Source organism: Pseudocitrobacter sp. 2023LY-00077, assembly GCF_055796175.1.
This window is the reverse complement of the sequence record NZ_JBSPEI010000004.1, coordinates 209,719-230,749: the sequence shown is the minus strand read 5'-3', so window position 1 is coordinate 230,749 and position 21,031 is coordinate 209,719. Positions and strand designations below refer to the sequence as shown.

The following is a 21,031-nucleotide window of genomic DNA, read 5'->3' as shown; positions in this document are numbered from 1 at the left end:
GGATACTTATACACCGCCCGGCATACTTTTCTGCATCCGGTGCCAGATCTCGCCGCTGTCATGGCCGTAACGACGCACGGTTTCATACACCTGGTCATGCAGACCCTGCTCGCACACTTCCGTTAAGCGATGATAGAAGCCCAGTGCGCGGCTACGCGCTTCCGGATTGGCGAAATAGTGACGGCCAATACGGGTATAGAGCCCTTTCATGCCGTTCAGAATCAGGCCATAAATCGGATTGCCGGAGGCAAACGCCAGACCACGGAAAATATTGTAATCGAGGTCGGCAAACGCATCGGCGTAGTCTTCGACTTCGCGCGCGGTGGCCAGCACTTCCAGCGCTTTGTCAGGATGCTGACGGAACGCAGTGCGGATAAAAATGGTGGCGATGTTGGTGCGCACGGAAAGCAGATTATCCAGCAGTTGCGGAACGCTTTCGTGATCGAGACGCGCCAGCGTTTCCAGAATATTGAGGCCGGACGTTTCCCAGAAGTTGTTTACTTTCGTCGGCTTACCGTGCTGGATAGTCAACCAGCCATCACGAGCCAGACGCTGCAACACTTCCCGTAAGGTTGTACGGGTCACACCAATCAGTTCAGAAAGTTCGCGCTCGGCAGGCAGAATAGACCCTGGTGGAAAACGGTTATTCCAGATGCTTTCAACAATATACTCTTCCGCGAAACCCGCCGGGCTTTGCGCCTTAATGACCATAGTTAGAATTTCCATTACACAGCGTTGCAATCCACTCATCATACCAGACCGCATCAACAGCAGATAGCATACGAAGCGAATTAAAAAGGGATCGCCGTTTCATTTTTTGATTTTCCTTTTCCGTACTTAAGAGCGTTTTTTGCGGCGATCTCTGCTAGAGTTTCAGCCCTGGTTGTAACAAAAGATGACTTCTACGAGGCAGACTATTGGTCATGGAAATCTCATACTGTCGCGCGTTATGGCGCAATTTTCTCGGGCAATCCCCCGACTGGTATAAACTTTTACTCCTGATATTCCTGGTAATTAACCCGATTATCTTTCTCGTTAACCCCTTTCTTGCGGGCTGGCTGCTGGTTATCGAGTTTATCTTCACCCTGGCGATGGCGCTCAAATGCTATCCGTTGATCCCTGGCGGGCTACTGGCGATTGAAGCGGTGATTGTCGGCATGACTTCTGCCGAACACGTGCGCGAAGAAATTGCGGCTAATCTCGAAGTGTTGCTGCTGCTGATCTTCATGGTCGCCGGTATCTACTTTATGAAGCAGCTGTTGCTGTTTATTTTCACCCGTTTGTTGCTGAGCATTCGCAGCAAAATGCTGCTCTCGCTGGCGTTTTGCCTGGCGGCGGCGTTCTTGTCAGCCTTCCTTGATGCGCTGACGGTGGTCGCGGTGATCATCAGCGTCGCGGTGGGGTTCTATGGTATTTACCACCGTGCGGCGTCAAGCCGTACTGACGATGACGATCTGCTTGATGATAGCCACATCGATAAACACTATCGCGACGTACTGGAACAATTCCGCGCGTTTCTGCGCAGCCTGATGATGCATGCGGGCGTCGGCACCGCGCTTGGCGGCGTGATGACGATGGTCGGTGAACCACAGAACCTGATTATCGCCAAAGCCTCCGGCTGGCACTTCGGTGAGTTCTTTATGCGAATGGCTCCGGTTACCGTGCCGGTGTTTATTTGCGGCATAACCACCTGCCTGCTTTTAGAAAAATTCAAGCTGTTTGGTTACGGGGCCACGCTTCCGGAGACCGTGCGCAAAACACTGCATGATTTTGATGAGCGAAGCCGTAAACAGCGCACGCGTCAGGACACCATGCGTCTGTGCGTTCAGGCGGTGATTGGCGTCTGGCTGGTGCTGGCGCTGGCTTTCCACCTGGCGGAAGTTGGGTTGATTGGTTTGTCGGTTATCATCTTTGCCACCTCGTTCACCGGCATTACCGATGAACATGCCATCGGCAAAGCCTTCACCGAGGCGCTGCCCTTCACCGCGCTGCTGACCGTCTTCTTCGCGGTCGTTGCGGTGATTATTGACCAGCATCTGTTCGCGCCAATCATCGATTTTGTGCTGCAAGCCTCACCGCACGCGCAGCGCTCGCTGTTCTATATCTTCAACGGTTTGCTGTCGTCGATTTCCGATAACGTGTTTGTTGGAACCGTCTATATCAACGAAGTGAAGGCTGCGCTGGAGTCTGGCGCTATCGACCTCAAACAATTTGAGATGCTGGCGGTCGCGATCAACACCGGCACTAACCTGCCGTCCGTCGCCACGCCGAATGGCCAGGCGGCGTTTCTGTTCCTGCTTACCTCGGCGCTGGCACCGCTCATACGACTTTCTTATGGTCGCATGGTCTGGATGGCGCTGCCTTATACCATTGTGCTGACGCTGGTGGGGCTGCTGTGCGTTGAGTTTGTCCTGCAACCCGCCAGCGACTGGCTGTTGGCACTCGGTTGGATCCCCTCCCCACACTTACCATAAAGCTAAACTGCCCGGCGAGTAGTGCCGGGCATTTAATGTTCATTTACGTAATAATTGCTAAACGTCAGTGGCGGCAGGCTTTTTTTGGTTTAAACTGCTGCTCTTAAACATGTTCCAGGGAAATGATTATGTTGCGATATTTGAACCAGTGCTCACGAGGCCGTGGCGCGTGGTTGTTGATGGCGTTTACTGCCTTTGCACTTGAACTCGTTGCGCTGTATTTCCAGCATATTATGCTGCTGCAGCCGTGCGTCATGTGTATCTATGAGCGTTGCGCCCTGTTCGGCATTATGGGTGCAGGTATTGTAGGCGCCATCGCCCCAAAAACGCCGCTGCGTTACGTCGCCATGGTAATTTGGATCTACAGCGCCATTCGTGGTTTACAGCTTGCCTGGGAGCACACGATGATTCAGCTTCATCCGTCGCCGTTTATGACCTGCGACTTTGCCGCACGCTTCCCGACCTGGCTGCCGCTCGATAAATGGCTGCCGCAGGTGTTCGTCGCCTCCGGCGACTGCGCGGTACGTCAGTGGTCGTTCCTGTCGCTGGAAATGCCGCAGTGGCTGGTCGGTATCTTCGCGGCCTATCTGGCGGTCGCCGTGCTGGTGATTATTGCACAGCCGTTTAAGCCGAAAAAACGCGACCTGTTTGGTCGATAATGACGTATAAAAAACGCGCCAAAAGGCGCGTTTTTTAATTCAGCAGTGCTGTCTGACAAAATAAAGTACTGGATAAATATCCAAACCTGCGTATAGTGTTCGGCGTTATCAATACAAAGGAATTTATTTGTCTCGTAAAATGACAGGCATTGTCAAAGCTTTTGACTCCCTCAGCGGTAAAGGTCTCATCACCCCTTCAGATGGTCGTAAAGACGTTCAGGTTCACATCTCAGCCCTCAGTACCCATCAATCCGAATCTCTGATCCCCGGCATGCGCGTGGAGTTTTGCCGCGTAAATGGTTTACGCGGACCAATGGCGGCGAACGTTTATTGTTCGTGATGAAGTAGGGGTTAGTCTGCCCATTCAGGCTTATTCATAATATGGTCCTGCCAGTCGCGCACTTCCGACTCTTTCACCGCAATATGACGCACCGAAATACGCTCGCCATGCATCGCGGCTTTTGAGCCCGTCAGCAGCGGATGCCACTCCGGCAGACCTTTCCCTTCCGCCAGCAGGCGATAGGCGCAGGTGTGCGGCAACCATTCGAAGGTTGGCAAATTCTCGCGGGTGAGTTTGATGCAGTCCGGCTCATATTCGAAGCGACGTTCGTAGTTACGGCACTGACAGGTTTTGATGTTCAGCTGACGGCAGGCAACGTTGGTGAAATAGATTTCATCCGTGTCTTCATCCATCAGTTTATGCAGGCAGCATTGCCCGCAGCCATCGCACAGCGATTCCCACTCGGCGTCAGTCATTTCGTCGAGAGTTTTGCTTTGCCAGAAAGGTAATTCGCTCATAAGGATGTCCACATCAAAAACCAGGGTGCACCTTATAACCAGTCTGGCACAGGTATGCAAGTTTTGCCGCCCAATCAGGGCGGCAAGAAGGGATTACAGTACGCGGGTAGAGAGGGAAAGGCCGTTGAACTGTACGGTCAGTTCATCGCCGCTCAGCAGTGGCCCAACGCCTTCCGGCGTGCCGGTCAGCACGACATCGCCCGGCTTCAGGGTGAAGAAGCGGCTCATGTAGGCAATCAGCGGGATGATTTTATGGATCATGTCGGCCGTCGTGCCCTGCTGGCGCACTTCACCGTTAACCGTTAACGCCAGCGGCGTATCCTGCGGATCGCTTTTGAACTCGGCTGCGGGAATAAAACCAGAAATCGGGCAGGAATTATCAAAGCCTTTGGCTTTTTCCCACGGCTGCCCCGCTTTCTTCATTTTACCCTGCACATCACGCAGCGTGAGATCCAGCGCCACACCATAGCCCGCAATCGCTTTCTGAACGTGTTCTTCGGTTGCCTGGCGCAATGTCGCGCCAATCAATACCGCCAGCTCGACTTCATGATGCACGGAACCCAGCCCTTGCGGCAACACCAGCGGTTGGCGAATATCACAAAGCGCGGTTTCCGGTTTGATAAACAACACCGGTTCATCCGGAATAGCGCTGCCCATTTCCTGAATGTGCTTTGCGTAATTACTGCCGACACAGACGACTTTGCTGACAGGATAATCCAGCAATGCCCCTTGCCAGTTATGATGCTGATACATTCGTTTCCCCTATTCGTTTTTCAAACATATTTGTTATAACTAATAGACTCATTTTTCGACCAACATCAATAACGGACCAGGATTAATCTTGCGGTTTACCTGATTCGGCCAGATGCTGTTTCAGTAAATTCTCAGGCGGCGGCGGGATCTGCAAATAATATCCCTGCTCTTTGAGGGCCTGTTTTACCTTCTCGAGGTCCGCATTCACCAGCTGTTTACGCCCGTCCAGCGGCAGCAGCATCGCCAGCTGCGGTTGTCCGAAGCCTTTCATCAGCTCCTCAGGCACGCGGGAGAAATCGTCTCTTTTTTCGACATAAAGATAGGTTTGGTCGCGTTTAGCGCTCCGGTAGATCACACAAAACATGTTTTTACTCTTATTTAAGCCCGTGGTGACTTGCCTCTATATATCAGTGACTATAACATGCCTGATAGTCTTCGGAATATCACCGCATTGTGCTGGATGATAAATAGCAAATTGAGTAAGGCCAGGATGTCAAACACGCCAATCGAACTTAAAGGCAGTAGCTTCACTTTATCAGTGGTGCATTTGCATGAGGCAAATCCCGAGATTATTCGTCAGGCGTTAGAAGACAAGGTGGCTCAGGCTCCGGCTTTTTTTCGTCACGCGCCGGTGGTGGTAAACGTCAGTAGTCTGGAAGAGACAACCCAATGGCAGCCGTTGCAGCAGGCGATTAACGCTGCGGGCTTGCGAATTGTGGGCGTGAGCGGCGCGAAGAACCCGCGCATGAAAGCGGAAATCGACAAAGCGGGGCTACCTTTACTCACTGAGGGTAAAGAAAAAATCACCCGCCCTGCTCCCGTCGAACCGCAACCTCAGCCAGAACCTGCCCCAACTGTTAGCACGATCACAAAAACGCGATTGATTGATATGCCGGTTCGTTCCGGTCAGCGCATTTATGCGCCAAACTGTGATCTGATTGTTACAAACCACGTGAGTGCAGGCGCTGAACTTATCGCCGATGGTAACATTCATGTGTATGGCATGATGCGGGGACGCGTGCTGGCTGGCGCTGCCGGTGACCGTGAGGCACAAATTTTTTGTACACATCTGGCAGCGGAATTAATGTCCATTGCCGGGGAATATTGGCTGAGCGATAAGATCCCAGCCGAGTTTTATGGCAAAGCGGCGCGTCTGCGTTTAGACGACAGCGCTTTGACAATTCAACCGTTTAATTAATCCCTTTTAACAAGGAATTTCTATGGCACGCATTATTGTTGTGACTTCGGGTAAAGGGGGCGTGGGCAAAACCACCTCCAGCGCGGCCATCGCGACTGGTTTGGCGCAGAAGGGAAAGAAAACTGTCGTTATCGATTTCGATATCGGCCTGCGAAACCTCGACCTGATTATGGGCTGTGAACGCCGCGTTGTGTATGATTTCGTTAACGTTATTCAGGGCGATGCTACGCTGAACCAGGCGCTGATCAAAGATAAGCGCACGGAAAATCTGTTTATTCTTCCGGCCTCGCAGACCCGTGATAAAGACGCATTGACCCGCGAAGGCGTCGCGAAAGTACTCGAAGAACTGAAGAAGATGGAGTTCGACTTTGTGGTCTGCGACTCCCCGGCGGGTATCGAAACCGGCGCACTGATGGCGCTCTATTTCGCCGATGAAGCAATCATCACCACCAACCCGGAAGTCTCTTCCGTGCGTGACTCCGACCGCATTCTGGGCATTCTGGCCTCGAAATCGCGTCGTGCGGAAAACGATGAAGAGCCTATCAAAGAACACCTTCTGCTGACCCGCTACAATCCGGGTCGCGTAAACAAAGGCGATATGCTGAGCATGGAAGATGTGCTGGAAATTCTGCGCATCAAACTGGTCGGCGTCATCCCGGAAGATCAATCTGTACTGCGCGCATCCAACCAGGGTGAACCGGTTATTCTGGATGCGGTGTCCGATGCAGGTAAAGCCTACGCTGACACTGTGGATCGTCTGTTGGGAGAAGAACGTCCTTTCCGCTTCATTGAAGAAGAGAAGAAAGGTTTCCTCAAACGCCTGTTCGGAGGATAAATCATGGCATTACTCGACTTTTTTCTCTCACGAAAAAAGAGCACCGCGAATATCGCGAAAGAACGCTTACAGATTATTGTGGCAGAACGTCGCCGCAGCGATGCTGAACCGCATTACCTGCCGCAGCTACGTAAGGACATCCTGGAGGTCATCTGCAAATACATTCAGATTGATCCGGAAATGGTGACCGTACAGCTGGAGCAGAAAGACGGGGATATCTCGATTCTGGAACTTAACGTGACCTTACCGGAAGCGGAAGAATCTAAGTCCTGATATTGCTGGTCGATGTGAGAAAAAACCCCGGAAGGCGCAGGCCACCGGGGTTTCTTTTTTAGCGCGGATACTCGGCGAGCAGCGCGTCAAGACGGCCACTCAGCAGCTCGCCGCGCCAGCCGGAGATCATCTCTGGTGCGCTGGCGAAGGTTTTCAGCTGCCAGTGCCATTTCAGCAACTGGTTAATCTGGCGACGCGACGCCAGCAGTTCAGCACTGACGCCAGATTCCTGCCCCACTTCCTGCACCAGCGCTTTAATCTCTTTAAACGCTTTGCGATAGCCTGGCATGTCCATCAGGTTTAGCAGCGGCTCTGGCAGTGCGTCATCCGGCAGCGCCTGCGCTTTCGCCACCAGGCTCAGCAGCGTTTTACCATGGAAGCGGATTTCGCTACCGGAAAGGCCCAGGCTGTCGAGCTCACCCATGCTGCCCGGCATATAGCGCGCCACGCTCCACAGATGTTCTTCACGCACCACAAAATTCACCGCCAAATCGCGCTCACGAGCTTTGCGCAGACGCCAGTCGGCAAGCAGTTGCAGGCACGCCAGTTGACGCGTACGTAGCTGCCAGGCGTTGGTGATGTCGCGCCAGGCTTCTGCCGGGTCAACCACTTCCTGACGACGCTGCTGCATGAGACGGCACTCATCCAGTGCGGCGTCTAAGCGCCCTGCCTGCTCGGTTTCCGCCATCAACTTGTGCGCGATAGGCAGCAGATACCAGACGTCTGCGGCCGCATAGATGCATTGACGCTCGGTAAGCGGGCGCGCCAGCCAGTCGGTTCGCGATTCGCTTTTGTCCAGTTTGACGCCGGTATACTCTTCCACCATCGCCGCAAAACCCCAGGACATCGGGCGGCCGCAAAATGCGGCCAGAATTTGGGTATCAATCAGCGGTTTTGGCATTGAACCGAATACATTCAGAAACACTTCCAGGTCTTCACTACCCGCGTGCAGGAACTTAGTGATGCGGGTGTCCTGCAAAATCGCCTGCAACGGAGACCAGTCGGTAATGCCGAGCGGATCGATAAGCGACGTTTGCTGGCCATCAAACAGCTGAATGAGTCCCAGCTGCGGATAATAGGTCCGGGTGCGGACAAACTCGGTGTCCAGCGCGATGGAAGTAACCTGCGCAACGGCTTCGCACAAGGTGCTCAGCGCTTCGTTGGTGGTGATCATCTGATAGTTCAAATCATACTCTCTTAGATTGCGCCCAATAAAAACGCCGGCATAGCCGGCGTCTGGCGACTTAGAAATTTCTCAGCCTTTATTCTCTACTTTAGCACGTGCTTCGTCACGTAATTCTCGTCTCAAAATCTTACCAACGTTAGACTTCGGTAATTCATCACGGAATTCGACAAGTTTCGGCACTTTATAGCCCGTTAACTGACGACGGCAGAAGGTGATAAGCGCTTCATCGGTTAACGAAGCGTCCTTCTTGACGACAAAAATCTTCACCAGTTCGCCGCTGCTGCCCGCCGGTACGCCGACGGCCGCCACTTCCTGAACGCCAGGATGCTGCATCACCACGTCTTCGATTTCGTTCGGATACACATTGAAGCCAGAAACCAGAATCATATCTTTCTTGCGATCGACGATACGCAGGAAGCCCTCGTCATCCATCACCGCAATATCGCCGGTATGCAGCCAGCCGTCTTTGATGATTTCATCCGTCGCGTCCGGACGCTGCCAGTAGCCGAGCATCACCTGAGGCCCTTTCACGCACAGTTCACCCGGCTCGCCGTGCGCCACTTCGTTATCGTCGTCATCCACCAGCTTAACGTCGGTGGACGGCACCGGCAGACCAATACTGCCGCTGTGATAGTCGATATCGTGCGGGTTGACGCTCACCAGTGGCGAGCACTCCGTCAGGCCGTAACCTTCCAGCAGGTACTGCCCGGTCAGTTTTACCCAGCGTTCGGCAACCGCATTCTGTACCGGCATGCCGCCGCCCGCCGAGAGATGCAGCGTCGAAAAATCGAGCTGCTGGAATTCTTTGTTGTTCAGCAGCGCGTTGAACAGGGTGTTCACCCCGGTCATCGCGGTAAACGGATATTTTGCCAGCTCTTTCACCAGCCCCGGAATATCGCGCGGGTTGGTGATTAAAACGTTCTTACCGCCCAGTTCGATAAACAGCAGGCAGTTCATGGTGAGCGCAAAGATGTGATACAGCGGCAGCGCAGTGATCACCAGCTCCGTTCCGCGATGCAACAGCGGCCCGTAGGTCGCGTTGACCTGTTCGAGGTTGGCGAGCATATTGCGGTGCGTGAGCATCGCGCCTTTCGCCACGCCGGTGGTGCCGCCAGTGTATTGCAGAAAGGCGAGATCGTCAGCGGTAATATCGGGTTTAACGTACTGAAGTCGATAGCCGTTATGCAGCGCGCGACGGAAAGAGATAGCATCCGGCAGATGGTATTTCGGCACCAGGCGCTTGATGTACTTCACCACAAAGTTAACCAGCGTACCTTTCGCGGTGGAAAGCTGATCGCCCATGCGCGTGAGAATAACGTGCTTCACCTGGGTTTTTTCGACGACTTTTTCCAGGGTATGGGCAAAGTTGGAGACGATCACAATCGCTGCCGCACCGCTGTCGTTGAGCTGATGTTCCAGCTCACGCGGGGTATAAAGCGGGTTGACGTTCACCGCAATCATGCCCGCGCGCAGAATACCAAACAGCGCGACCGGATATTGCAGCAGGTTCGGCATCATCAGCGCAACGCGATCGCCCTTCTGTAACCCGAGCCCTTGCTGCAGATAGGCGGCGAACGCACGACTGCGCTCTTCCAGTTTACGAAACGTCATCACTTCGCCCATATTGACGAACGCTGGCTGGTCAGCATAGCGCGTCGTGGCATGTTCGAAGAGTTCAACCAGGGATTGATAACGGTCAGGATTGATATCCGCCGGAACATCGGACGGATAACGGTTGAGCCAAACCTTCTTCAAAGTATCACCTCTAAAATGCGTATTCGTCGTCATCGCAACCCCAATTAATAAACCATCCGTTAACATAATATTAACTCAGCGTACCAGTTTATTAATTACACAAACCGCAGGTTGCGAAGCGCGTCACTTTTTATTTTTCTAATACCATCTAAATAAAGAGACAGCGGACTAGCCGCTGCCTCTTTTCTTTTACAAATCAATTCGTTATTCAGTAACGATAGTTTGTACCTGAGCGGGGCCGGGGTTATACCATCCCCAACCACCATAACCGTAACCCCCACGCCACGGATGCGGGCCATAGAACCAGGGATCAATCGGCTGCGGCGGCATCACCACCTGCTGGGTCACGCGCCAGCGTTTATAGCCGGTGACCTGAACACGCAGATATTTGTAGGCGGTATTGCCAATCTTGCCTTCCACCGTTCCCGCAATAGGGCCAACCACCGTCACCAGTTGCCCACGGAAATCGACGGGGTCGAGGAAACCATTAACATCGGCATAAATTCGCCCGCGAGAAGGTTCTCCAAGAATCGGGCGCGCACCACTGTCGAGCGGCACGGTAGCAATTTCCAGACGCGTATTACCGTTGGTGTTTTGCACGTTGACCACTTTCCCACCGAAACGGGATTCCTGGCCGACATACAGCTGCGGCGACGCCATTACGCGCACCAGATCCTGCTGCGGCGTTGGGCTACTGCCCTTAATAGCATCCGGCACGCTGACGCAGCCACTCAGTGCGACGGCAATAAGCCCCGCAAGAGCAACGCGAACGACCGCTTTTTGACCCGCCATGATGCAACTCCTTTTTCTCAGTATTTACTTACTAAGATTCATTCACGGCCCGGAAGTTTCTTCCATGCCACTTCGTTGCGTAAATATTTAGGTTCAGCTTGCTCAACGGCGACGGTTTTGCCCTGCTCCAGCAGATAAACCGCGATGGGCAACATGTCTTCGGCTGCGGGCAGTAACACCTCGCCATCGGTTATCGTGAGGTGCGTAGCGTCGGCGGCCAGTTCGGGCCATGCCGGCCAACCGGTCCCCACGGTTACCCATTCACCAGATAACTGCATGAGACGCTCTTTCACCGATTCCGGTTTCAGTACCGCTTCACTCTCTTCGCCGTGCCAGATACCCTGCTCGTCGCGAACGTACTCCGCCCAGTAAACTTCGCCCATTCGCGCATCAATGGCGGCCAGAACACGCGTCGCGCCGCTTTTGCGGAACGCGCCCTGCGCCATCGTCGCAAGCGTCGAGACGCCAATCATCGGCAGTTCAGCGCCCAGCGCCAGGCCCTGCGCGATACCGATACCGATACGCACGCCGGTAAAACTGCCCGGCCCACGGCCAAACGCCAGCGCGTCCAGCTCCGCCAGGGTGACGCCGCTTTGGCTAAGAATATCCTGCACCACAGGCAGAATGCGTTGGGTGTGTTCACGAGGACAGAGTTCAAAATGAGCACAGATTTCACCGGTATTCCACAGGGCAGCCGAGCAGGCTTCCGTGGCGGTGTCGATAGCCAGAATTCGCATGATTCGTCGCGCTCTCGCAATTGCAGATCAATAAAATGGCGCGCATCTTAGCACACTTTGTACCAGGCTGCGCCCTTGTTAACGAATGGATGACATTGCCAGGAAGCGAACGGCGCGCCCGATATCCCGCGTGCGCGGCGCAGGCGGCAGGCTGGCAAGGAACGTTGCGCCATAGGGGCGCATCACCAGACGGTTGTCGCAAATCACCAGCACGCCGCGATCGTCGGTGTCGCGAATCAAACGTCCGACACCCTGTTTGAGGGTAATGACTGCATCCGGCAGTTGAACATCTTCAAACGGATCGCCGCCACGCAAACGACAATCTTCCATTCGCGCCTTCAGCAGCGGGTCATCCGGCGAGGTAAACGGCAGTTTGTCGATGATGACCAATGAGAGCGCATCACCACGCACGTCCACACCTTCCCAGAAACTGCTGGTCGCCACCAGTAGCGCATTACCCGCGCTGACGAACTGCTGTAACAGCTGCCCTTTGCTGGTTTCGCCCTGTAGCAACACCGGTAACGTCATGGTGGCGCGGAACTGCTCCGCCAGGTCACGCATCATGGCGTGTGAGGTGCAAAGCATAAAACAGCGCCCATCATTGGCTTCGATGATCGGCTTTAACATGGCCGCCAGATGACGCGCCGCGCCCGGCTGATTAGGTAACGGCAGATTACGCGGTACGCATAGCAGCGCCTGATGCGCATAGTCAAACGGGCTTGGCAACAGCAACGAGTGGGCCTCACCGATACCCAGGCGATCGGTGAAGTGATGCAGATCGTCGTTCACCGATAAAGTGGCCGAGGTAAAAATCCAGCTACCCGGCTTCTGCGCCATCACTTCTTTGAATTTATCGGCAACCGTGAGCGGCGTTAGCGCCATGGTAAAGTGGCGCGAGTTGCACTCATACCAGTAGCTGTAACCCGGCTGGTTGACGTCTTTCAGCCGCTTGAGTCGCGCGCGATACAGCGTCGCACGTTCAAAGGCCGCGTCCAGTAAGGCAGAGCGCCCCAGCGACAGTTTGGCGACGTCATAGCAGAGCTCCAGCGCATCATCCAGCAACAACAACGCGCGCTGAATGGTATTATCCGCCAGCAGTTCGCGCAGATTTCCGCGATAGCCAGGATCGCCCAGTTGCAAGCGGAAGTCCTGGGTGGCCTGCGCCAGGCGGTCGGCACATTTTTGCAATTGCTGGGTGTCTTTCAGTTCTGTTCGGTACGCGATGGTGATGTCTTTGGCGAGGTCTAACAGCTGTCGGCTGGAGAGCGACTGGCCAAAATACTGGCTGGCGATATCCGGAAGCTGATGCGCTTCATCGAAAATCATCACTTCGGCTTCAGGAATGAGTTCGCCGAAACCGCTCTCTTTGACCACCATATCAGCCAGAAACAGGTGGTGGTTGACGACCACCACATCGGCGTCCATCGCTTTTTTACGCGCCTTCACCACAAAGCAGTCGGCGTACTGGGGGCAGTCGCTACCGAGGCAGTTGTCATTGGTGCTGGTCACCAGCGGCCAGGCCTGCGAATCTTCCGCGACGCTGACACAGGTGCTGATGTCGCCATCAATCGTTTGATTCGCCCACGAGCGTAGCAGAATAACGTCGCTTAAGGTGTTCACTGGCAGATCGCCGCCCGCCAGCGCCTGCTGTTCAAGACGTTCAATACACAAGTAGTTCGAACGCCCTTTCAGCAATGCCAGCTTGCCTTTGAATTCCAGGGCTTTCGCCACCGTCGGTAAATCGCGGCTGTAGAGCTGATCCTGCAACGCTTTCGAGCCGGTAGAGATAATCACCTTTTTATCGGCGCGCAGCGCGGGCGCAAGATAGGCGTAGGTTTTCCCGGTGCCGGTACCCGCTTCCACCACCAACGGTTCGCCGTCACGGATTGCCTGCGCCACGGCGTGCGCCATCTGGCGCTGCGGTTCGCGTGGTTTGAAACCGGTAATCGCTTTCGCTAACTGACCGTCTGCTGCAAAATCGTCCGTCACACTGCCCCCTGTTTATTTGGACAGTGATTATGTCAGGCTGACCGTCCTTTCGCCAGTCGAACGGATGACGACCGGGCAACAATGTGGCACTCTTGCGCACGTAAAGGAACTTCAACAGAGGAAACTGCAATGACGATTACGCGTATTGATGCCGAAGCCCGCTGGTCTGATGTCGTGATTCACAACCAGACGCTGTACTACACCGGGGTACCGGAAAATCTGCAAGCGGATGCTTACGAGCAAACGGCGAACACTCTGGCGCAGATTGACGCGATTTTGCAAAAACAGGGTAGCGATAAAACCAAAATTCTTGATGCGACGATTTTTCTCGCCAACGGAGATGATTTCGCCGCAATGAACAAAGCGTGGGATGAATGGGTTGTTGCGGGCCATGCGCCGGTGCGTTGCACCGTGCAGGCCAGACTGATGAAAGCGGAGTATAAGGTCGAAATTAAAATTATCGCCGCAGTGTAACGGCCCTACTCTTCTTCATCCTCATCTTCAAAACGCGCCACGATCTGCTCGCCCGTGTGGGTGGCGCGAATTTCTGCGGCGACCAGCGCAATCGCTTCGCCGCTGCTCATTCCCTGAGAAATGAGGTCATGAATACGTTCTACCGCTTGTTGCTGCTGCTCGTGGGTCAGCGAAGGTAATCCTGCAAACATGTTTGACTCCTGCTACATTGTTGGCGCTTATTATTTCACGCTGTTTGGGTTTGAGGAAGATGTTACTCCCTTCAATGATTACGTTACCGTGGCGACAGGATGCCGCTGAGCACTATTTTGCGCCGTTAAGCCACCAGCCGTGGGCGATGCTACTGCACTCGGGCCATGCGGACCATCCACACAGTCGTTACGACATTCTGGTTGCGCAACCTCTCACTATCCTGGTGACGCAGGGCGAAATAACCACGATTACGCGCGGCAGTGAGCATACCGCGTCAACGCAGGATCCGCTCTCTCTTTTACAAGCAGAACTCGATGACCATGCGTTCAATACCGATTCGCTTCCTGATATGCCGTTTATCGGCGGTGCGCTGGGGCTTTTCGGCTACGATTTGGGTCGCCGCTTTGAGCAGCTTCCCCGTCATGCGCAGCAGGATATCGACCTGCCGGATATGGCGGTGGGTATTTATGACTGGGTGCTGATTGTCGATCATCATCAGCAAACGGTGACGCTGGTCAGTCAGCGTAACGCGCAGGAGCGCCTGGACTGGCTGCTGAATCAGCAGGGGCAATCGGGGCTGCCATTTGCGCTTACCTCGGCGTGGCAGGCAAATATGAGCCGGGAAACGTACGGCGAAAAATTCCGCCAGGTACAGGCGTATTTGCACAGCGGCGATTGTTATCAGGTCAACCTTGCTCAGCGTTTTCAGGCGAGCTATACCGGCGATGAATGGCAGGCTTTCGTTCAGCTTAACCGTAGTAATCGCGCACCGTTCAGCGCGTTTATCCGGCTTGATGAAGGGGCGATTTTAAGCCTGTCGCCGGAGCGGTTTATTCTGCTGGAGCACGGCGAGATTCAGACGCGCCCGATTAAAGGCACCCTTCCACGCCTGGCCGACGCCACTGAAGATGCCGCGCAGGCTGAACGGCTGGCGAACTCGCCGAAAGATCGCGCCGAGAACCTGATGATTGTCGATTTGATGCGCAACGATATTGGCCGCGTCGCGGTACCGGGCAGCGTTCGCGTGCCGGAGCTGTTTGTGGTCGAGCCCTTCCCGGCGGTGCACCATTTGGTGAGTACCATCACCGCGACCTTGCCGGATACGCTCCACGCCAGCGACCTGCTGCGCGCCGCATTCCCCGGCGGTTCGATTACCGGTGCGCCAAAAGTGCGGGCCATGCAGATTATCGACGAACTTGAACCGCATCGCCGTAATGCCTGGTGCGGCAGCATCGGGTATCTCAGCGCCTGTGGCAACATGGATACCAGCATCACCATTCGCACCGTTACCGCCTGGCGCGGGCAGGTTTACTGTTCCGCCGGGGGTGGTATCGTAGCAGACAGCAACGAAGCCGCGGAATATCAGGAAACGTTTGATAAAGTTAACCGTATTCTGCATCAACTGGAGTCGTAACCATGGCATCCCCTGCTCTGAACCTGGATGATTTTCTCTCGCGCTTTCAACTGCTGCGCCCACAGGCGAACCGTATGGCGGTCAATCAGCGGCAGGCGGCGGTGCTGGTGCCCATCGTGCGGCGGCCCGAACCCGGTTTGCTGTTAACCCAACGTTCGGCAAAGTTGCGCAAACATCCCGGCCAGGTAGCCTTCCCCGGCGGGGCGGTCGATAGCACCGATGCATCGCTGATTGCCGCCGCGCTGCGTGAAGCGCAGGAAGAGGTTGCTATTCCGCCTGAGAGCGTTGAAATCATCGGCATGCTGCCGCCGGTCGATAGCGTAACCGGTTTTCAGGTCACGCCCGTAGTCGGCGTTATTCCGCCAAATCTGCACTATCACGCCAGCGTCGATGAAGTGTCATCAGTATTTGAAATGCCGCTGGCGGAGGCGCTGCGACTCGGCCGCTACCATCCGCTCGACATTCATCGCCGAGGTGATTCACACCGTGTATGGCTTTCGTGGTACCAGCACTATTTTGTCTGGGGAATGACCGCCGGCATTATTCGTGAACTTGCGCTACAGGTAGGCCTGAAACCCTGAATATACTTAGCGCAACAGCAAGATGTTCGGCATTAGTAAAACAGGAACGATTCATTAGTTTAATTCATGTGAATAGTTCAGCCGAATATCCGGTTCCCTCATACACTATGCGCAATTATAACATCGTTGCCGCAACACGCCGGTAACCCTGTCAGGAGTAAGAAAGTGATTAGTATATTCGACATGTTCAAGGTGGGGATTGGCCCCTCATCTTCCCATACTGTAGGGCCGATGAAAGCGGGCAAGCAGTTCGTCGATGACCTGGTCGAAAAAGGTTTGATTGATGATGTTACCCGCGTCGCGGTTGACGTCTACGGTTCACTCTCGTTAACCGGTAAAGGTCACCATACTGATATCGCCATTATTATGGGCCTGGCGGGCAATCAGCCTGCGACGGTCGATATTGATACTATTCCCGCGTTTATTCGCGACGTCGAAACGCGTGGTCGTCTGCTGCTGGCGCAGGGACGCAAAGAAGTCGATTTCCCGAAAGATAACGGCATGCGCTTCCACAATGGCAACCTGCCACTGCATGAAAACGGTATGCAGATCCACGCCTGGGCGGGTGAAACGGAAGTCTACAGCAAAACCTATTACTCCATCGGCGGCGGTTTTATCGTTGATGAGGAGCATTTCGGCAAAGATGCGGTCGATGAAGTGAAAGTGCCTTACCCGTTCGCTTCCGCGACCGAAATGCTGAACTACTGCAAAGAGACCGGACTGTCACTTTCTGGCATGGTGATGCAGAACGAACTGGCGCTGCACAGCAAGAAAGAGATTGAAGAGTACTTTGCTAACGTCTGGCAGACCATGCAGGCCTGTATCGACCGTGGCATGAACACCGAAGGTGTGCTGCCAGGCCCGCTGCGTGTTCCGCGTCGCGCCTCCGCCCTGCGCCGTCTGCTGGTCGCTAACGATAAGCTCTCTAACGACCCGATGAACGTGGTCGATTGGGTGAATATGTTCGCGCTGGCGGTGAACGAAGAGAACGCCGCCGGGGGCCGTGTGGTCACTGCGCCAACCAACGGCGCCTGCGGGATCGTGCCAGCAGTACTCGCCTATTACGATCACTTTATTGAATCCGTCAGCCCGGATATCTACATCCGCTACTTCCTCGCCGCCGGGGCGATTGGCGCGCTCTATAAAATGAACGCCTCTATTTCCGGTGCTGAAGTCGGTTGTCAGGGCGAAGTGGGCGTGGCCTGCTCCATGGCGGCTGCGGGTCTCGCAGAACTGCTGGGCGCCAGCCCGGAACAGGTTTGCGTGGCGGCTGAAATCGGTATGGAGCACAACCTGGGTCTCACCTGCGACCCGGTTGCCGGTCAGGTTCAGGTTCCGTGCATTGAACGTAACGCGATTGCCTCGGTAAAAGCGATTAACGCCTCACGCATGGCGATGCGCCGTACCAGCGAGCCGCGCGTCTCTCTCGATAAAGTCATCGAAACGATGTATGAAACCGGGAAAGATATGAATGCCAAATACCGCGAAACCTCACGCGGCGGCCTGGCGATTAAAGTTCAGTGTGACTAACCTCTCCTCGCCCATCTTCGGATGGGCGATTTATTTCTCTCTTTTATCTCACTTTTTTCCTCGCGCACCGCTAAACTTGCTTGTGTTGCCGTAAAAGGCTCTGGCCAGGTATTGAGCATCGGATATGCAATCTGCGCACTGGATAGTAAAACAATATCTCCATAAGCGTATTCTTCTCTGTGTCCTGGTGGCGCTGGGTGTCTTTTCGCTTACGCTGGGTATTGGATTTATTTTACAGCGTAGCGAAAATAAACAGCAGATAGAAAGCTATACCCTGCGCGCAGTGACCACGATGGATAAGATCCTGCGGAGCCTGGAAAAAGAACGCGTTCGCCTGCAACCGCTTATCGGAAAACCCTGTAATGACAGTCTGTTACAGCTTCGTCAACAGGTCGCAACCTTAAAAACCGCCCGCTCTATTTTCCTGGTCAAGGACGGTATTCTTTACTGCTCCAGCGCCTTCGGCGAGCGCGATATTCCGTTGCGCAAACTGCAGCCCAGGTTAGCGGACAGCAAGCCTAAAATGATCCTGACCATAGATCGTTCGCTGGTCAAAGGAAGTCCCGTGCTGATGCAGTGGTTCCCGGCAGCGCAGGACGACCAAAATGGTGTGGTGATCGGCATTAACATTGATTTGGTCAGCGAGATGATTCTCGATCCCTTCCCGCCGCTCATTACCCGTACCAGTCTGAATATCGACAACGCCTATTACATGGACGGTGTCGGCATTACCGAACAGCGATTACAGCGCAAGGGTGAGATGTTCTATTCGCAGGCATCGCGTGCATACCCTTTCAGCATTGCCGTCAGTGGCCCCTCGTTCTGGACGCTGGCATTGCGTGAGTTACCCGGCAGGCTGCCGCTGGCGTTGATCTTCGGCCTGCTTTTCGCCTGGATAACGTGGATTGCGACCGCCAGACGCATGAGCTTCTCCTGGGAAATCAACATGGGCATCGCCCAGCGCGAGTTCACGCTTTTCTGCCAGCCGCTGCTGAACACCCGCGCCCAGCGTTGTGACGGTGTGGAGATCCTGCTGCGCTGGAACAATCCTCGGTTGGGGCCAATCGCGCCAGATGTGTTTATCCCCATTGCCGAAGCCAAAAATCTTATCCTGCCTCTGACCCGTTATGTGCTGAGTGAAACGGCACAACAGCTGCACTACTTTCCCGCAGATCCTAAGTTCCATATTGGCATCAACGCGGCCGCAGCGCATTTCCGTGACGACACGCTGCTGCTTGCAGACCTCAATAACCTGTGGTTTAGCGTAAATCCCGCCGTCCAGTTAACCATTGAACTGACCGAGCGCGATGCGCTGCACGACGTGAACAGTGAACTTTTACGTGAACTGCACAGCAGGAAAGTCCAGCTGGCGATTGATGATTTCGGGACCGGCAACAGTTCGCTCTCATGGCTTGAGAAACTGCATCCCGATGTGCTGAAAATTGATAAGTCGTTTACCCATGCGATTGGCACCGATGCGGTCAATTCGACGGTAACGGACATTATTATTGCGCTGGGGCAACGATTGAATATTGAGCTGGTCGCGGAAGGGGTGGAAACGCCGGAGCAGGCAAACTATTTGCAGCGCCACGGCGTCCATTTACTGCAAGGTTATCTCTACGCGCCGCCAATGCCACTGGCGGAATTCCCCCAGTGGCTGGCGAAGCATAACGGGCTACCTCCGCCCGTTACGCCTTAAGGACCCGCATTACTCTTCGTCGTCATGTTCTGACGGTTGCTTCACCACGCGCACCTGATCGATGCGGTAGTTATTGGCTTCAGTGATGGTTATCTGCAAGGGTGCCAGTTCAATCACATCGCCCACTTTCGGGATATGGCCGTTAACGGCAATCACCAGGCCCGCGACGGTAGCGATATCTTCTTCCTCGTTCACCAGGTTATCTATCCCCAGCGCCTGTTGCAGCGCGTGCAGGTCGGTACCGCCCTTCACCACCCAGCCTTCGCCATCGGCGACGATTTCCGGGGTTTCATCGGCATCCGGGAATTCACCGGCGATAGCTTCCAGTACGTCCAGCGGCGTCACCAGCCCCTGCACCACACCAAACTCGTTGGTGACGATAACAAAGCTCCCCTTTGCCCGACGCAGCACGCCCAGCAGGTTAATCGGGTCGAGTGTATCCGGCACCACAATGGCCGGATGCGCTGAGGCAATAGCCGCCACGTCATCACCCGCTTCCAGCGCCACCAGCATCTCTTTGGCACGCACGATACCAATCACTTCATCCAGTTCGCCACGACACACCGGGAACAGGCTGTGCGGCGACGAAAGCAACTGTTCGCGGATTTCGTCTTTGCTGAGGTCGGCATCGACCCAACTGATTTCACCGCGCGGTGTCATGATGCTGCGCAGGGAACGCGAAGCCAGCGTCAGCACACCGTTAATCATATAGCGTTCTTCTTCCGCAAACGCCCCTTCCGGCACAGACACTGGCGTCGGGTTATCACCTTCCTGTTGCGGGCTGGCCTGCTTACGGCTGCCCATCAGGCGCAGAATAGCGTCCGCCGTACGTGCACGCAGCGGCAGCGTGGACTGGTGACGAATAAAGTTACGACGCGCAATCTGGTTAAACAGTTCGATAATGATGGAGAAACCAATTGCCGCGTACAGGTAGCCTTTCGGAATATGGAAACCGAAACCTTCTGCCACAAGGCTCAAACCGATCATCAGCAGGAAGCTCAGACAGAGCACCACAACCGTCGGATGCTGGTTGACAAAATTCGTCAGCGGCTTGGAAGCCAGCAACATCACGCCCATCGCAATCACCACGGCCGCCATCATGACAGGCAGATCGTTCACCATCCCCACGGCGGTAATCACCGCATCAAGGGAGAAGACGGCATCCAGCACCACAATTTGCAGCACCACGACCCAGAAGCTGGCGTAGCCTTTGCCGTGACCGGCATCGTGCTGACGGTTTTCCAGCCGTTCATGAAGCTCGGTTGTCGCCTTGAACAACAGGAACAGACCACCCAGCAGCATGATTAAATCACGCCCGGAGAACGAGTAATCCCACACGCTGAACAGCGGCGCGGTGAGCGTGACCATCCACGAGATCACCGAAAGCAGGCCCAGACGCATAATCAGCGCCAACGACAGACCAATCAGGCGCGCTTTATCACGCTGTTTTGGCGGCAGTTTATCCGCAAGGATCGCGATAAAGACCAGGTTATCAATACCCAGTACGATTTCCAGGACGACAAGCGTCAACAAACCGGCCCAGATTGACGGGTCCATTAACAATTCCATGAGCGACTCCAGCTAACAAGATGACGCGTCATCGCGCTGTCAGATACAGGCGTGACAATTTCGGACAAAAGGGAACGGTGGCGCGGCTGGCCGGGATGTACTGCACAAATGTGCGATGTGAAT

The 21,031-nt window shown here is 54.7% G+C and carries 22 protein-coding genes; 11 read left to right on the top strand and 11 right to left on the bottom strand.

The genetic code is table 11. The annotated features are described in order from the left end of the window. Nucleotides 1-6: 6 nt before the first annotated feature. Nucleotides 7-711 (bottom strand): fatty acid metabolism transcriptional regulator FadR, encoded by a 705-nt coding sequence (fadR, locus tag ACWWFX_RS07465; protein ID WP_276220118.1) that lies wholly within the window; start codon nucleotides 709-711, stop codon nucleotides 7-9. Nucleotides 712-923: 212 nt separating this feature from the next. Here fadR and nhaB point away from each other — a divergent pair, with 212 nt between their 5' ends. From nhaB to cspF, 3 genes are all read left to right on the top strand, one after another. Further along, nucleotides 924-2,474, top strand: coding sequence for a Na(+)/H(+) antiporter NhaB (gene nhaB / locus ACWWFX_RS07460; RefSeq protein ID WP_276219949.1), 1,551 nt, complete (start codon nucleotides 924-926; stop codon nucleotides 2,472-2,474). A 128-nt stretch (nucleotides 2,475-2,602) separates the two neighbouring features. Then, nucleotides 2,603-3,133 carry a disulfide bond formation protein DsbB gene (gene dsbB / locus ACWWFX_RS07455; protein WP_473223509.1) on the top strand — a complete coding sequence of 177 codons (531 nt, stop codon included), beginning with the start codon at nucleotides 2,603-2,605 and terminating at the stop codon, nucleotides 3,131-3,133. A 127-nt stretch (nucleotides 3,134-3,260) separates the two neighbouring features. Next, a complete protein-coding gene (gene cspF / locus ACWWFX_RS07450; RefSeq protein WP_231827042.1) occupies nucleotides 3,261-3,473 on the top strand; it encodes a cold shock-like protein CspF in 213 nt (70 codons plus the stop codon). A gap of 11 nt (nucleotides 3,474-3,484) precedes the next feature. Here cspF and ACWWFX_RS07445 read toward each other — a convergent pair whose 3' ends face one another. The 3 genes from ACWWFX_RS07445 to ACWWFX_RS07435 all read right to left on the bottom strand — a co-directional run bounded on the left by ACWWFX_RS07445 (nucleotide 3,485) and on the right by ACWWFX_RS07435 (nucleotide 5,048). Continuing rightward, nucleotides 3,485-3,931, bottom strand: a complete 447-nt coding sequence (locus ACWWFX_RS07445; protein ID WP_231827041.1) for a YcgN family cysteine cluster protein — start codon at nucleotides 3,929-3,931, stop codon at nucleotides 3,485-3,487. A 93-nt stretch (nucleotides 3,932-4,024) separates the two neighbouring features. Beyond that, nucleotides 4,025-4,684 carry a fumarylacetoacetate hydrolase family protein gene (locus ACWWFX_RS07440; RefSeq protein ID WP_473223508.1) on the bottom strand — a complete coding sequence of 220 codons (660 nt, stop codon included), beginning with the start codon at nucleotides 4,682-4,684 and terminating at the stop codon, nucleotides 4,025-4,027. A gap of 82 nt (nucleotides 4,685-4,766) precedes the next feature. Then, nucleotides 4,767-5,048 (bottom strand): YcgL domain-containing protein, encoded by a 282-nt coding sequence (locus ACWWFX_RS07435; RefSeq protein ID WP_015964089.1) that lies wholly within the window; start codon nucleotides 5,046-5,048, stop codon nucleotides 4,767-4,769. A gap of 126 nt (nucleotides 5,049-5,174) precedes the next feature. Between ACWWFX_RS07435 and minC the strand changes: the two genes are divergently transcribed. Genes minC through minE form a run of 3 tightly spaced genes read left to right on the top strand, consistent with a single transcriptional unit; the run spans nucleotide 5,175 to nucleotide 6,990 of the window. Beyond that, nucleotides 5,175-5,882, top strand: coding sequence for a septum site-determining protein MinC (gene minC / locus ACWWFX_RS07430; protein ID WP_456145787.1), 708 nt, complete (start codon nucleotides 5,175-5,177; stop codon nucleotides 5,880-5,882). 22 nt (nucleotides 5,883-5,904) lie between these two features. Further along, nucleotides 5,905-6,717 carry a septum site-determining protein MinD gene (gene minD, locus ACWWFX_RS07425; protein WP_473223507.1) on the top strand — a complete coding sequence of 271 codons (813 nt, stop codon included), beginning with the start codon at nucleotides 5,905-5,907 and terminating at the stop codon, nucleotides 6,715-6,717. 3 nt (nucleotides 6,718-6,720) lie between these two features. Then, nucleotides 6,721-6,990, top strand: a complete 270-nt coding sequence (minE, locus tag ACWWFX_RS07420; RefSeq protein WP_015964086.1) for a cell division topological specificity factor MinE — start codon at nucleotides 6,721-6,723, stop codon at nucleotides 6,988-6,990. Nucleotides 6,991-7,048: 58 nt separating this feature from the next. Here the strand turns inward: minE and rnd are convergent, their stop codons facing one another. The 5 genes from rnd to ACWWFX_RS07395 form a co-directional block, all read right to left on the bottom strand. Further along, complete coding sequence (gene rnd, locus ACWWFX_RS07415; RefSeq protein WP_473223506.1) at nucleotides 7,049-8,176, bottom strand: ribonuclease D; 1,128 nt, start codon at nucleotides 8,174-8,176, stop codon at nucleotides 7,049-7,051. A 69-nt stretch (nucleotides 8,177-8,245) separates the two neighbouring features. Then, nucleotides 8,246-9,931: a long-chain-fatty-acid--CoA ligase FadD gene (fadD, locus tag ACWWFX_RS07410; protein WP_473223505.1), complete on the bottom strand. Its 1,686-nt coding sequence runs from the start codon at nucleotides 9,929-9,931 to the stop codon at nucleotides 8,246-8,248. A 204-nt stretch (nucleotides 9,932-10,135) separates the two neighbouring features. After that, complete coding sequence (locus ACWWFX_RS07405; protein ID WP_276219932.1) at nucleotides 10,136-10,723, bottom strand: Slp family lipoprotein; 588 nt, start codon at nucleotides 10,721-10,723, stop codon at nucleotides 10,136-10,138. 38 nt (nucleotides 10,724-10,761) lie between these two features. Next, nucleotides 10,762-11,460, bottom strand: coding sequence for a tRNA (adenosine(37)-N6)-threonylcarbamoyltransferase complex dimerization subunit type 1 TsaB (gene tsaB, locus ACWWFX_RS07400; RefSeq protein WP_473223504.1), 699 nt, complete (start codon nucleotides 11,458-11,460; stop codon nucleotides 10,762-10,764). Between the two features lie 78 nt (nucleotides 11,461-11,538). Further along, the gene (locus ACWWFX_RS07395) at nucleotides 11,539-13,449 is read right to left on the bottom strand and encodes an ATP-dependent DNA helicase (protein ID WP_231827037.1); all 1,911 of its coding nucleotides are present in this window, start codon (nucleotides 13,447-13,449) and stop codon (nucleotides 11,539-11,541) included. A gap of 129 nt (nucleotides 13,450-13,578) precedes the next feature. Between ACWWFX_RS07395 and ACWWFX_RS07390 the strand changes: the two genes are divergently transcribed. Next, nucleotides 13,579-13,923, top strand: a complete 345-nt coding sequence (locus ACWWFX_RS07390; RefSeq protein WP_015964080.1) for a RidA family protein — start codon at nucleotides 13,579-13,581, stop codon at nucleotides 13,921-13,923. A gap of 5 nt (nucleotides 13,924-13,928) precedes the next feature. On the opposite strand, the gene ACWWFX_RS07385 is transcribed toward ACWWFX_RS07390, so the two are convergent. Further along, the gene (locus ACWWFX_RS07385; protein WP_015964079.1) at nucleotides 13,929-14,114 is read right to left on the bottom strand and encodes a YoaH family protein; all 186 of its coding nucleotides are present in this window, start codon (nucleotides 14,112-14,114) and stop codon (nucleotides 13,929-13,931) included. Nucleotides 14,115-14,173: 59 nt separating this feature from the next. Between ACWWFX_RS07385 and pabB the strand changes: the two genes are divergently transcribed. The 4 genes from pabB (at nucleotide 14,174) to ACWWFX_RS07365 (ending at nucleotide 19,339) form a co-directional block, all read left to right on the top strand. Next, a complete protein-coding gene (pabB, locus tag ACWWFX_RS07380; protein ID WP_473223503.1) occupies nucleotides 14,174-15,529 on the top strand; it encodes an aminodeoxychorismate synthase component 1 in 1,356 nt (451 codons plus the stop codon). A 2-nt stretch (nucleotides 15,530-15,531) separates the two neighbouring features. After that, entirely contained in the window at nucleotides 15,532-16,110 is a 579-nt protein-coding gene (locus tag ACWWFX_RS07375; RefSeq protein ID WP_456145792.1) for a CoA pyrophosphatase, read from the top strand. A 165-nt stretch (nucleotides 16,111-16,275) separates the two neighbouring features. Then, on the top strand, nucleotides 16,276-17,640 hold the full coding sequence (sdaA, locus tag ACWWFX_RS07370) for an L-serine ammonia-lyase (protein ID WP_456145793.1): 1,365 nt from the start codon (nucleotides 16,276-16,278) through the stop codon (nucleotides 17,638-17,640). A gap of 124 nt (nucleotides 17,641-17,764) precedes the next feature. Further along, a complete protein-coding gene (locus ACWWFX_RS07365) occupies nucleotides 17,765-19,339 on the top strand; it encodes an EAL domain-containing protein (protein WP_276219925.1) in 1,575 nt (524 codons plus the stop codon). A gap of 9 nt (nucleotides 19,340-19,348) precedes the next feature. Here ACWWFX_RS07365 and yoaE read toward each other — a convergent pair whose 3' ends face one another. After that, nucleotides 19,349-20,908 carry a CNNM family cation transport protein YoaE gene (gene yoaE, locus ACWWFX_RS07360; RefSeq protein WP_276219924.1) on the bottom strand — a complete coding sequence of 520 codons (1,560 nt, stop codon included), beginning with the start codon at nucleotides 20,906-20,908 and terminating at the stop codon, nucleotides 19,349-19,351. Nucleotides 20,909-21,031 lie beyond the last annotated feature (123 nt).